The 12,540-nt window shown below is 72.0% G+C and carries 11 protein-coding genes; 4 read left to right on the forward strand and 7 right to left on the reverse strand.

The window, feature by feature from the left end; translation table 11 throughout:
* Positions 1–43 precede the first annotated feature (43 nt).
* The gene (locus tag GKS42_RS13850; protein ID WP_154794351.1) at positions 44–586 is read left to right on the forward strand and encodes a ferritin; all 543 of its coding nucleotides are present in this window, start codon (positions 44–46) and stop codon (positions 584–586) included.
* Positions 587–665: 79 nt separating this feature from the next.
* Here the strand turns inward: GKS42_RS13850 and GKS42_RS13855 are convergent, their stop codons facing one another.
* The 5 genes from GKS42_RS13855 to GKS42_RS13875 all read right to left on the reverse strand — a co-directional run bounded on the left by GKS42_RS13855 (position 666) and on the right by GKS42_RS13875 (position 7,233).
* Entirely contained in the window at positions 666–2,009 is a 1,344-nt protein-coding gene (locus tag GKS42_RS13855; protein WP_154794352.1) for an RNA polymerase sigma factor, read from the reverse strand.
* Positions 2,010–2,338: 329 nt separating this feature from the next.
* Positions 2,339–5,236 carry an aminomethyl-transferring glycine dehydrogenase gene (gcvP, locus tag GKS42_RS13860; protein ID WP_154794353.1) on the reverse strand — a complete coding sequence of 966 codons (2,898 nt, stop codon included), beginning with the start codon at positions 5,234–5,236 and terminating at the stop codon, positions 2,339–2,341.
* Positions 5,237–5,246: 10 nt separating this feature from the next.
* A complete protein-coding gene (gcvH, locus tag GKS42_RS13865) occupies positions 5,247–5,618 on the reverse strand; it encodes a glycine cleavage system protein GcvH (protein WP_154794354.1) in 372 nt (123 codons plus the stop codon).
* Positions 5,619–5,661: 43 nt separating this feature from the next.
* The gene (gene gcvT / locus GKS42_RS13870) at positions 5,662–6,804 is read right to left on the reverse strand and encodes a glycine cleavage system aminomethyltransferase GcvT (protein ID WP_232847663.1); all 1,143 of its coding nucleotides are present in this window, start codon (positions 6,802–6,804) and stop codon (positions 5,662–5,664) included.
* 39 nt (positions 6,805–6,843) lie between these two features.
* Positions 6,844–7,233 (reverse strand): universal stress protein, encoded by a 390-nt coding sequence (locus tag GKS42_RS13875; RefSeq protein ID WP_154794355.1) that lies wholly within the window; start codon positions 7,231–7,233, stop codon positions 6,844–6,846.
* Between the two features lie 146 nt (positions 7,234–7,379).
* Between GKS42_RS13875 and GKS42_RS13880 the strand changes: the two genes are divergently transcribed.
* Entirely contained in the window at positions 7,380–8,123 is a 744-nt protein-coding gene (locus GKS42_RS13880; RefSeq protein WP_232847664.1) for a hypothetical protein, read from the forward strand.
* A gap of 60 nt (positions 8,124–8,183) precedes the next feature.
* Here GKS42_RS13880 and GKS42_RS13885 read toward each other — a convergent pair whose 3' ends face one another.
* Positions 8,184–9,353 carry a DUF4192 domain-containing protein gene (locus tag GKS42_RS13885; RefSeq protein ID WP_168217837.1) on the reverse strand — a complete coding sequence of 390 codons (1,170 nt, stop codon included), beginning with the start codon at positions 9,351–9,353 and terminating at the stop codon, positions 8,184–8,186.
* Positions 9,354–9,510: 157 nt separating this feature from the next.
* Between GKS42_RS13885 and GKS42_RS13890 the strand changes: the two genes are divergently transcribed.
* Positions 9,511–10,626 carry a polyprenyl synthetase family protein gene (locus GKS42_RS13890; RefSeq protein WP_154794357.1) on the forward strand — a complete coding sequence of 372 codons (1,116 nt, stop codon included), beginning with the start codon at positions 9,511–9,513 and terminating at the stop codon, positions 10,624–10,626.
* 30 nt (positions 10,627–10,656) lie between these two features.
* Here the strand turns inward: GKS42_RS13890 and GKS42_RS13895 are convergent, their stop codons facing one another.
* On the reverse strand, positions 10,657–11,040 hold the full coding sequence (locus GKS42_RS13895) for an Rv2175c family DNA-binding protein (RefSeq protein WP_231955768.1): 384 nt from the start codon (positions 11,038–11,040) through the stop codon (positions 10,657–10,659).
* A gap of 140 nt (positions 11,041–11,180) precedes the next feature.
* Between GKS42_RS13895 and GKS42_RS13900 the strand changes: the two genes are divergently transcribed.
* Positions 11,181–12,533, forward strand: a complete 1,353-nt coding sequence (locus tag GKS42_RS13900; protein WP_232847666.1) for a lytic transglycosylase domain-containing protein — start codon at positions 11,181–11,183, stop codon at positions 12,531–12,533.
* Positions 12,534–12,540 lie beyond the last annotated feature (7 nt).

Below are 12,540 nucleotides of genomic sequence, written 5' to 3' on the forward strand. Positions count from 1 at the left end.
GCCACCTGGCGTGGCCGGCCCGGCGCGAACTAGCGTGGGCACCATGACCACCGCAGAAGGATCCACCTACGTCCGACTCCTCACCGAGCAGATCGGTCACGAGTTCGACGCCCACACGCAGTACGTCGCGATCGCCGTCTGGTTCGACAGCCACGACCTGCCGCAGCTCGCCGCGCACTACTACCGGCAGTCCGTCGAGGAACGCAACCACGCGATGATGATCGTGCAGTACATGCTCGACCGGGACCTGAACGTCATCATCCCCGCCGGCTCGACCGTCCAGAACGACTTCGGCGACGCCGTCGAGCCGATCAAGCTGGCCCTCAACCAGGAGAAGCAGGTCACGAGCCAGATCGAGGCGATCTTCCAGGCCGCCCGCGCCGAGGGAGACGCCCTCGGTGAGCAGTTCATGCTGTGGTTCCTCAAGGAGCAGGTCGAGGAGGTCTCCTCGGCGTCCACGCTGCTGACCGTGGCCCAGCGCGCCGGCCAGAACCTGTTCGACCTCGAGAACTTCGTCGCCCGCGAGTCCATCGGGGACGCCGGCGAGTCCGCCGACGCGCCGGAGGCCGCCGGTGGCGCGCTCTGAGCCGTAGCACCCACCCGAACACACCGAAGGGGCTGTTCCCGGTTCGCCCGGGAACAGCCCCTCCGTGTGTCTGGCGGTATCAGTCGAGGTAGTCGCGCAGCACCTGCGAGCGGCTCGGGTGACGCAGCTTCGACATCGTCTTGGACTCGATCTGGCGGATCCGCTCCCGGGTGACCCCGTAGACCTTCCCGATCTCGTCGAGGGTCTTCGGCTGGCCGTCGGTGAGCCCGAACCGCATCGAGACCACGCCGGCCTCCCGCTCGGACAGCGTGTCCAGCACGGCGTGCAGCTGCTCCTGCAGGAGCGTGAAGCTCACCGCGTCCGCCGGCACCACGGCCTCGGAGTCCTCGATCAGGTCGCCGAACTCGGAGTCGCCGTCCTCGCCGAGCGGGGTGTGCAGCGAGATCGGCTCGCGGCCGTACTTCTGCACCTCGACGACCTTCTCCGGGGTCATGTCGAGTTCCTTGGCGAGTTCCTCGGGCGTGGGCTCGCGGCCCAGGTCCTGGAGCATCTGACGCTGCACGCGGGCGAGCTTGTTGATGACCTCGACCATGTGTACCGGGATCCGGATGGTGCGGGCCTGGTCCGCCATGGCGCGGGTGATGGCCTGCCGGATCCACCAGGTGGCGTACGTGGAGAACTTGTAGCCCTTGGTGTAGTCGAACTTCTCGACGGCGCGGATCAGACCGAGGTTGCCCTCCTGGATCAGGTCCAGGAACAGCATCCCGCGGCCGGTGTACCGCTTCGCGAGGGAGACCACGAGCCGCAGGTTCGCCTCGAGGAGGTGGTTCTTGGCCCGGCGGCCGTCCATGGCGATCCACTCGAGCTCTCGCTTGAGCTTGCGGTCCATCCCGTCGCCGGACTCGGCGAGGTTCTCGTCCGCGAACAGGCCGGCCTCGATCCGCTTCGCGAGCTCGACCTCCTGCTCGGCGTTCAGCAGCGCGACCTTACCGATCTGCTTCAGGTAGTCCTTGACCGGGTCGGCGGTGGCGCCCGCGGTGACGACCTGCTGGGCGGGTGCGTCGTCGTCGTCGGAGTCGGAGTAGACGAAGCCCTTGTCCTCGTCGCCGGGCTTCGCGGTGGCCTCGCCGTCCGCCGGCGCCTCGGCTTCCGCCTCCTCCGGCTCGGCCTCGTCGGCCGACGTGACGGCGGCCAGCTTGGCCTTGCTCGCCCGGGTGGTCTTCGCCTTGGCCGCGGACGCCTTGGTCGCCGGCTTTGCGCGGGTGGCCTTGGCCGGCGCCTGCTCGGCGGCCTCCGCCTCGGCGGGGGCGTCGGAGGTGGCGGGCGCCGTCGACTTCGAGGCGGTCTTGCGGGTGGTGGTCTTCGGCTTCTCGACGGTCGCGGTGGTGGCACCGGACCGGGTCGCGGCGTTCGCGACCGCTCGGTCGGGAACTTCGGTCACGCTGATCTTGGCTTCGTGCATTGCGCCCAGGACCTCCTTGAGACGGCGGGGCTTGACGTTCGCGTCCTCGCAGGCCGCGCGGAACTCGGCGGCTGTGACGTATCCCCTCGTCAGGCCGGACCTGAAGGCGTTCTGCAGAGCGGTATGTTCGTATTCGCGGGGCAGCACGACATCAGGACTGAGAGGCGACGACACAGAGAACCTTTCGGCGGGGGATGGAGGGCGACCGGTGTTCTGTAAGTCGCAGCCCTACAATTATAACCGGAGCGGCCGTCTCGGCCCGTCCAATGACCGGGCGGTTCGACCACAGTTGTCTCAACGCGCCCGGCCCCCCGGAATGTTCCCGCCCGCTACGCGTACGCCTCGATGGGCGGGCAGGCGCACACCAGGTTGCGATCCCCGTAGGCACCGTCGATCCGGCGGACCGGCGGCCAGTACTTGTCCGGCGTCGCGCCCGCGGGGTAGACGGCTTGGGTGCGCGAGTACGGGTGGTCCCACTCCCCCCGCGCCGAGACGGCGGTGTGCGGGGCGTTCACGAGCGGGTTGTCGTCGGCGGGCCAGGTCCCGTCCCCGACCGCGCTCGCCTCGGCGTGGATGGCGAGCATCGCGTCGATGAACCGGTCCACCTCGCCGAGGTCCTCGGACTCGGTCGGCTCGACCATGAGGGTTCCCGCGACCGGGAAGCTCATCGTGGGCGCGTGGAACCCGAAGTCGACGAGACGCTTGGCGACGTCGTCCACGGTGACGCCGGTGGCGGCCGTGAGCGGGCGCAGGTCGAGGATGCACTCGTGCGCCACCAGGCCGTGCTCGCCCCGGTAGAGCACCGGGTACTTCTCGTCGAGCCGGGCGGCCACGTAGTTCGCCGAGAGCACCGCGGCGCCGGTCGCGGCCCGCAGGCCCGCCGTGCCCATCAGCCGCAGGTACGCCCAGCTGATCGGCAGGATCGAGGGCGAGCCGTACGGGGCGGCGCTGATCGTGCCGGTGCTGCGCAGCGCCCGGCGGCCCGCCTGTGCGAGCGGGTGCCCGGGCAGGAACGGCACCAGATGCTCGGCCACGGCCACCGGGCCCACGCCGGGTCCGCCGCCGCCGTGCGGGATGCAGAACGTCTTGTGCAGGTTCAGGTGGGAGACGTCACCGCCGAACGCGCCGGGACCGGCCACGCCCACCAGCGCGTTCAGGTTCGCCCCGTCGATGTAGACCTGCCCACCGGCGTCGTGCACGAGGTCGCACAGCTCGGTGATGCCGTGCTCGTAGACACCGTGCGTGGACGGGTAGGTGACCATGATCGCGGCCACGCGGCCCTCGTGGGCGGCGAGCACCCGGCGCAGGTCGTCGAGGTCGACATCCCCGTTCGGCGCCGTCCGCACGACGGCCACCTCCAGGCCGGCGAGCACCGCCGACGCCGCGTTCGTGCCGTGCGCGCTGGCCGGCACCACGCACACCCGGCGATCGTCGTCGCCGCGGTCGGCGTGGTAGTCGCGGATCGCGAGCAGCCCCGCGAGCTCGCCCTGGGACCCGGCGTTCGGCTGCACGCTCACCGCGGCGTAGCCCGTCAGCCCGGCCAGGGCGGTCTCGAGCCCATCGATCAGCTCGAGGTAGCCGGCCACGTCCGCGGTCGGTGCGAACGGGTGGATCCGGGAGAACTCCGGCCACGTGACCGCGGCCATCTCGGTCGCCGCGTTCAGCTTCATGGTGCAGGAGCCGAGCGGGATCATGCCGCGGTCGAGGGCGTAGTCCCGGTCCGAGAGCCGCCGCAGGTACCGCATCATCTGCGTCTCGGAGCGGTGGCTGGAGAAGATCGGGTGGGTCAGGAACTCGGTGCTGCGGGCCAGGTCCGCCGGCAGGCCGAGGGCCGAGGCCCCGACGGCGGAGCCGCCCGTGGTCCCGGCGGCGGCGGTCGCGTCCGGGGTGGCGCCGGGCAGGACCGCGCGGGCCGCGTCGAGCAGGTCCGCGACGGTCTGCTCGGTGGTGGTCTCGTCGCAGGCGACGCCGACGGTGTCGGCGTCGGCGCGCCAGAGCGTGATGTTGCGCTCGAGGGCGGCGGCGACGAGCGCGTCGGCGTGGCCGGGGACCTCAACCGTCACCGTGTCGAAGAACGCGGCGTGGCGCACGTGCACACCGACGGCGGTGAGACCGGAGGCCACGGCCAGGGCGCGTTCATGCACCCGGCGAGCGATCGCCGTCAGGCCCTCGGGTCCGTGGTAGACGGCGTACATGGACGCGATGACGGCCAGGAGCACCTGAGCGGTGCAGATGTTGGAGGTGGCCTTCTCCCGCCGGATGTGCTGTTCCCGGGTCTGCAGCGCGAGCCGCAGCGCGGGTGCGCCGTCGGCGTCCTTGGACAGGCCGACGAGCCGGCCGGGCAGCTGCCGCTGGGCCTTCTCCCGCACGGCGAGGTATCCGGCGTGCGGGCCGCCGAAGCCCATCGGCACCCCGAACCGCTGGGTGGTGCCGGCGACGATGTCCGCGCCGAGCGTGCCCGGCGCCTCGATCAGGGTGAGCGCGAGCAGGTCGGCGGAGAAGACCACCTGCGCACCGCAGTCGTGCGCGGCCGTGATCCAGCGTTCCAGGGCGTCGCGGTCCCGGACCACGCCCGAGGAGCCCGGGTAGGCCAGCAGCACCCCGAACGCGTCGGTCAGGTCGGGGCTGCCCGCCGCGTCGAACTCGACGAGTTCGATGCCGACCGCCTCGGCCCGGGTCGCCAGCACGGCCTTGGTCTGGGCGAAGGTGTCCGCGTCGACGTAGAACCGGCCACCCTCGCCACGCACCACCCGGCGGGCGAGCAGCATGGCCTCGGCGACCGCCGTGGACTCATCGAGCATGGACGCCCCGGCCACGTCCATCCCGGTCAGGTCGATGACCATCGTCTGGAAGTTCAGCAGCGCCTCGAGCCGTCCCTGTGAGATCTCCGGCTGGTACGGCGTGTAGGCCGTGTACCAGGCCGGGTTCTCGAGCACGTTGCGGCCGATCACCGAGGGCGTGTGGGTGTCGTAGTAGCCCTGCCCGATCATCGAGGTGCGGACGGTGTTCCGGTCCGCGATGGCCCGCAACTCGGCGAGCACCTGCGCCTCCGAGGTGGCGGCGGGCAGGTCCGGCAGCGCCGGCACGCCGTCGCCGAGCAGGGCAGGCGGGACGGCCGCCTCGAGCAGCGCCTCGATGCTGGGCCGGCCGATCACCCCCAGCATGTGCTCGGTGGCGGTGGCGTCGATTCCGATGTGGCGGGCGGGGAACTCGGGCGTGGCGGTCATGGGGAGCTGATCAGGCCTTCGTGATCTCGGTGTAGGCGGCGGCGTCGATGAGGTCACCCTCGGCCTCGATCCGGACCGTGAACAGCCAGCCGCCCTCGTACGGCGCGGTGTTCACGAGTTCGGGGCTGTCCACGACCTCGGAGTTCACGCTGAGCACCTCGCCGGTGACCGGCGCGTAGAGCTCGCTGACCGACTTGGTGGACTCGATCTCACCGCACGTGTCGCCGGCGGTGACAGAGTCCCCGACGGAGGGCAGGTCGACGTAGACGACGTCACCGAGGGCGTCGGCGGCGTAGGCGGTGATGCCCACGGTGGCGACGCCGTCGGCGACGGTGACCCACTCGTGCTCGGCGGTGTACTGGCGGTCGGCGGGGACGCTCATGACGGCTCGCTCCTCAATGCGTCTGGCTGGGTCGGGACTTCGGTCAGGTGGTCGCTGGGCGACGGTAGAACGGTAGCTCCACGACGGTCATCTGCTGGAACCTGCCGCGCACGTCCACGTCCAGCACCTGGCCGACGGCGACGGCGTCCTCGGTGGCGGGCGTGACCAGCGCCATCGCGACGGGGTGGCCGAGCGTCGGCGACAGCACACCGGAGGTCACCGCGCCGACCACCGATCCCGCGGCCAGGACCGGGCTGCCGGCGCGGGCGGCGCGGCGGCCGTCGCCACGCAGTCCGATGAGGCGGGTCCCGGTGGGATGCTCGGACCGCTCGGCGAGCGCGTCCCGGCCGAGGAACTCGTGGTCGAGGTGCACCACCCGGCCGAGGCCGACCTCGTAGGGGGTCAGTCCGGCGGTCAGTTCCTGGCCGTAGAGGGGCATCCCGGCCTCCAGGCGCAGGGAGTCCCGGCTGGCCAGGCCGCAGGCCTGCACCCCGGCCTCGGCCCCGGCGTCGAGCAGCCGGGCCCACACGTCGACGGCGGCCGCCGCGGGGACGGCGAGCTCGAACCCGTCCTCGCCGGTGTACCCGGTGCGGGCCACGAGCGTCGGGACACCACCGGCGAAGGACGCGGACACACTCGCGTAGTACTTCAACTCGCCCAGGTCGGCGTCGATGAGCGGGGCGAGCACCCCGGCGGCGGCCGGCCCCTGGATCGCGATCAGGGCGCGCTGCGGGGTGCGGTCGACCACCGCCACCTGACGGCCCTCGCTCCGGTTCGTGAGTTCGTCGAGCACGGTGAGCCGGTTCGCCGCGTTCGCGATCACCAGGAACTCGTGCTCGTCGAGCCGGTACACGATCAGGTCGTCGAGGATCCCGCCGTCGCCGGCCGTGATCATCGTGTAGCGGGCCCGGCCGACGCGCAGCCGGGACGCGGCGCTGACGAGGGCGCCGTCGAGGGCCGCCGCCGCCTCCGGACCGGTCACCTCCAGCTGCGCCATGTGGGACAGGTCGAACAGACCCGCCCGTTCGCGAACGGCCCGGTGCTCGGCCAGGTCGCCGGCGAACCGCAACGGCATCTGCCACCCGGCGAAGTCGGTCATCGTGGCGCCGGCCCCGCGGTGCGTGGCCTCGAGTGGGCTGGACGGCCCTGAGGGCGCGGTCGAGGACCCGGGATCTGCTGCCTGCACTGAGGGACTCCGTTCAGGGGTGGTGACGGCTGGGCGCGACTATGCCTGCGCGGGCTTGACCGCGAGGACGTGGCAGGGCGCGTCCAGCAGGATACGTTGCGCGTTCGAGCCGAGGATGAGCTTGCCGAGCGGGGACCGGCGGCGCAGCCCGATGACGATCAGTTCCGCACCCGCCTCCTCGGCGGCTCCCATGAGGGCCTCGGCGACGTCGTTGCCGCGCTGCAGGTGCCGCACGTCATAGCCGAGGCCGGAGGTGTCCAGAAGGTCCCTGGCCTCTTCGACGGCCCGGTCGATCTCGTCCTCGTCGGCGCCGCGGCTGCCGTGCACGATCACCAGGAGGCGGTCGGAGCGTCGCTGCGCCTCCACGATCGCGGCATCGAGTGCCGCACGTCCCTCGGCGGTGGCGATGAACCCGACCACAATGGCCACGACGTACTCCCTCGTCACACAACAATGCGTCCGCCTCCGACAGTAGCGCTTCCGTGGGCTCGGCGTCGCAGTCGTCGGGCCCCGGGTACCGGGCGGCGCTAGTCTCACGCCTGAGATCGCGACCCGCACGGAGAAGGGCGGCGCCTGTGAGTGACCAGACCACACCCGGTGAGCACACGCGCGCACCCGACCGGCCCGGTGACCTCGACGAGACCGACTCCGTTGACGGCACGCCCGACGAGAGCGGGGCGGGACGGGTCGACCCAAGCAGCAGCTCCAAGGACGAGGCCGAGGGCAAGAGCGCCGCGGACATCCTCACGGTGTTCCTGCTCTCCCTCATCGCGGTGCTGACCGCCTGGTGCGGGTTCGAGTCGTCGAAGTGGGGCGGCGAGATGTCGATCGCGTTCAGTCAGGCGTCGAGCGCCCGGATCCAGTCCACGGCGGCCGAGGCGCAGGCGAACGCGGCGCGCCAGTACGACCTGACCGTCTACACGCAGTGGGTCCTCGCCGTCGAGGCGCAGGACACGGACCTGCAGGAGTTCATCGAGGAACGGTTCAGTCCGGAGTTCGCCGTGGCGTTCGACGCGTGGGACGCAGGCGGTCGCGAGGCCCTCGGACCGTTCACGGTCCCCGAGTACGTGCCCCCCGGCACCCTTGAGTCGGTGGCGCTCGCCGACCGGGCAGACGCCAAGTTCGAGGAAGCGCTCGACTACAACCAGCGCGGCGACGACTACACACTGCTCACCGTTCTGTTCGCCCTGGTCCTGTTCCTGACCGCGATGTCCCAGCGCGTGAACGCCGCCTGGATGCAGCGGGCCATGCTCGGGCTGGCCGTCATCGTGGCGCTCGGCTGCGTGATCACGATGCTGACGTATCCGGTGAAGATCTAGGCGGACGTCCCGTGGGCGATCCGGCCGGGGCGACCTTCGCCGGTCGCCAGCTGGAAACGCTCACGCCGTCGCCGAGTGTTCACGTCGGGCCCAGCCGGGCGCGACGGCGCGGTCGACGACGTGCCGGAGCAGCCGGGCCAACCGGTGCGACGGGTCACGTTCGAGCGCGGCGGCGACGAGCACGTCGGCGCGGGCACCGTCGCCGTTCCACCAGGCGAGCCAGGCCAGGGTCGCCAACGCCGGCGCGGCGCGTGCCGTGGCAGCGTGTGCGGCCACCGCGACCAGGGCCGCCTCGGCCATCGTGAGCGTCGCCTGGTCCGGCATCAGCTCCCCGGTGAACACCGCCTCGAGGATGCGTGAGGAGTCGGCGTCGGCCGGGTCCTCGATCCGGGTCACCGCAGCCACCGAGAGCAGGATCGCGTCCCGGACTTGGGTGTCCTCCAGGCCGGCGAGCAGGTGCCCGTACTCGGCGGCGGGGATGTCGGCGAGCACCTCCCGGGTGCCACGCCGCTCGCCTCCCGGTGCGGCGGCGCCGAGCAGGCGGCGCCAGCGGGCGCGCATGTCCGCACGCCAGTGCGCCAGCTCGGCCCCGGTCAACCGCTCCCGACGGCGGCGCTCCCGGGTGGCGGCGCCGGCGGCGGTCCTGCGGTCGGTCGCCCCGCACCGCAGGTCAGGCAGGAGGTCCGCGCGCGAGGCGACGTAGGACTCGCCCTGGTAGACGAGGTGGGCCCGGATCCGCGCCGTGGTGAGGTCATCGACGCGCTGGCCGGCCGGCGGGCAGCAGGGCGAGCTGGTGCACTCGATGCACCGGTAGAACCGATTGCCGACGAGCCAGGTACGGGTCGGATGGGCGAGCGGGGTCTGGGCGAGCCACCACGCCAGCGCCGCACCGGCGGCGCCGCGCCCGGACAGGACCGCCGGCCAGGAGGACTCGGTGTAGACGGCGGCGAACACCGCGACGGCGCCATCGATCGCCAGCTGCCCCAGGACGTGTTCACCCAGGCCGAGGCCAGGGTGGGACAGGTCCGCGAGGTCCACCCGCGCGACGACGCCGATCTCCGGCCCACCGTCGGCGTCCGCCCTGATCGCCAGCAGTACGAGGGACTCGTGTGGGAGGAATCCGAGCCGGAACGGCAGATAGGCGAGCAGTTCGGGAGGGTCGTCGAGGTGCAGCGTCGGCACCTCGGTGTCGTCGGGGTCCGGGTCGGGTGCTGGTTCGTGTGATCTCATCCGACCAGTGCAGCCGCGCACACCGCCGCGCGGGTGAGCGCAGGCCGGCGCTCTGGACCCGAGCACCCCGGACCGTCGGCGCGGGATCCACGGTGATCGACCCTCACCCCTGGGGATCGTGAGGCAACAACGCGCGGATCCACACGGATAGGCTGCGATGGTGTCTGCCTCCCCCACGTCGCCCGCCGATCCACTGACGTCCCTGCGGGAGGCGGTGTCCGACCGGGTCCGGGCCACCGTCGACGACCTCGGCGGCTCCTTCCGGGACATCGGCCCCGAGGTGGCGGACCTGTTCGACGTCGCCGGCACCATGCTGTCGGGCGGCAAGCGGCTCCGGGCCTCGTTCGCCGCCGCCGGCTGGTTCGCGCTCGGCGGCCCGGACGACCTCCGGCGCGCTCCCGAGATCGTGCTGGCCGGATCCGGGCTCGAGCTGTTCCAGCTCGCTGCGCTCGTCCACGACGACCTCATCGACGGCTCGTTGACCCGCCGTGGACTCCCGGCCGCCCACCGGCAGTTCAGCGCCCTGCACGACGAACGGGCGATGCTCGACACCGGTGACCACTTCGGCGCGGCGGGGGCGGTGCTCCTCGGCGACCTCCTGCTCGTCGCCGCCGTCGGTGAGCTCCAGGACGCACTGGACCGGCTCCCGGAGTCGGCCCGGTCCGCGGGCCGACGGATCGTGCAGCGGATGATGGCCGAGGTCACCGTCGGCCAGTACCTCGACATCTACGCCCAGTCCGCCCCCTGGAGCGCCGACCCCGCGCTCGACCTGGACCGCGCCCGGCGGGTGATCCGCTCCAAGTCGGCCCGTTACAGCGTCGAGCACCCACTCACCCTCGGCGCCGCGATGGCCGGCGCGGCCGCGACCGAGCTCGAGGCCGCCAGCCGGATCGGCCTGCCGATCGGCGAGGCGTTCCAGCTCCGGGACGACGTGCTCGGCGTGTTCGGCGACCCGGACGTCACCGGCAAGCCGGCCGGGGACGACCTCCGGGAGGGCAAGCGCACGGTCCTGGTGACGCTCGCGATGACCCGTGCGGACGCCGCCGGCGTGGACCTGCTCCGAGCCGCGCTCGGCAACGCCGACCTCGACGCCGGCACGGTCGCTCAGGTGCGGGAACTGCTCACCGGCACGGGAGCGCTCGCGAGCGTCGAGGAGCTCATCGGCGAACGCACCGAGACCGCGCTGGCCGCGATCGATGCGGCCGGCTACGCCGAGCCGGCTCGGGACCGACTGCGCACGCTCGCCCGCGCGGCGATCACCCGCTCCTTCTGACCCGCGCCGGCTGCGCCCGGCGGCAGGTCGTCAGAAGGCGAGCGCCTGCGCGACCCGCCGCACCGCATGGGTCCGGGCGGCCCGGAGCGCGGCGATCGGGGTCTCGCCGAGTTCCTCGTTGTCGGCATAGAGCCAGCGCAGCGTGTCCTCGTCGTCGTAGCCGGCGTCGGCCAGCTGGATGATCGTCCCCCGCAGCGCAGGGATGACCAGCGGCGGATCCGCGATGACGGAATCGTCCCCGGGCAGCACGAGGAAATCGCGTGGAATGCTCAGGGCCTTGTTCTCGCCGCGCCGCACGGCGACGATCCGGCGCTCGGTCAGCATGCCGCGCACGGCACGCAGTTCGACCTCGAGGAGCTCTGCCGCCTCCGGCAGGCTCAGCCACGTGATGTTCTGGGGGTCCGCGGTAGTCACCCGCAGAGCCTACGGGCGCGACTGGGGTTGTCGTCACCTATCGACCACGCTACTGTCACTTTTGGCACATATACCTCATTTGCCACATCAGTCACGGGCGACACGCCGTGATGTCCGTCCGAAACACCCCGGGGGAACCCATGGATCGCACCGCACGGCCAAGACATGCCTCAGCCCGCTGGGGCTCAGCCCTGACCACCGCCGGAGCGCTCAGCGCCGTGGCCGCGATGGGGCTCGCCTCATCGGTGGCTCCGGCGGCAGCACAGCCGCACAGTGAGGAACAACCGCAGCGCAGCCCGGGCCACCTGCCGTCACACCTGCTCGGCAAGAACGACGGCCGAGCCACCCGGATCACCACGGAGAGCGCGGGCGCGGGCCTGTCCCCCACTCTCCGCAGCGTCGCGCCGGCACCCCGGGCCGCTGGTGACAGCCTCTACACGGTCCGCGCCGGTGACACGGTCGGCCACCTGGCGCTTCGGTTCGACGTGCCGGTCTCGGCGATCGTGTCCGCGAACGGTCTCGACTCCCGTGCCATCATCCGGATCGGCCAGACCCTCACCATCCCGGGCGCCTCGACCGGCTCCAGCAACTCCGCTCCGAGCGGCCCTGCGCCGGCCGCACCCGCAACCTCCGGCGGTTCCTCCTACACCGTGACCAGCGGCGACACGGTCTCCCGGATCGCGGCCCGGCACGGCACCACGGTCTCGGCGATCGTCTCCGCGAACGGCCTCGACTCCCGGGCGCTGATCCGCATCGGGCAGACCCTCACCATTCCCGGGGGCTCCGGCGGCACGGTCTCGAGCAGCCCAGCGTCCCCAGCCGCCGCACCCACCCAGGCCGCTCCGGCGCCGTCGGGCGGCTCCTCGCACACCGTGCGCTCGGGCGAGACCGTCTCGGGGATAGCGTCCCGCTACGGCACCACGGCGTCCGCGATCGTCTCCGCGAACGGCCTCGACTCCCGGGCCCTGATCCGCATCGGGCAGACCCTCACCATCCCGGGGTCCACCCAGCTCGTGCCGAACACGTTCCTGCACTACACCTACTCCGACGACGTCAACGCCGCCGCCAACGCGAACGCGGCCACCCTGCTCGGGGTGTCCGTGCCCAGCCGAGCCGCCATGCAGGAGATGATCCGGGCCACGGCCGTCTCGATGGGCGTGGACCCGGCGCTCGCGCTGGCGGTCGCCCAGCAGGAGTCAGGCTTCAACATGCGAGCCGTCTCCCCCGCCAACGCGGTCGGGGTGATGCAGGTCATCCCGTCCTCCGGCGAATGGGCCTCCGACCTGGTCGGGCGGCGGCTGAACCTGCTCGACCCACAGGACAACGTGACCGCGGGGGTCGCGATCCTGCGCGCCCTGGTCCGCACCGCACCGGACATGCAGTCCGCGATCGGCGGCTACTACCAGGGGCTCGGATCGGTCAACCGGAACGGGTTGTACGACGACACCCGCCGGTACGTCGCGAATGTGCAGACGCTCATGGCGCGCTACTGAGGCCGAC

Source organism: Occultella kanbiaonis, from assembly GCF_009708215.1.
Taxonomy (GTDB): domain Bacteria; phylum Actinomycetota; class Actinomycetes; order Actinomycetales; family Beutenbergiaceae; genus Occultella; species Occultella kanbiaonis.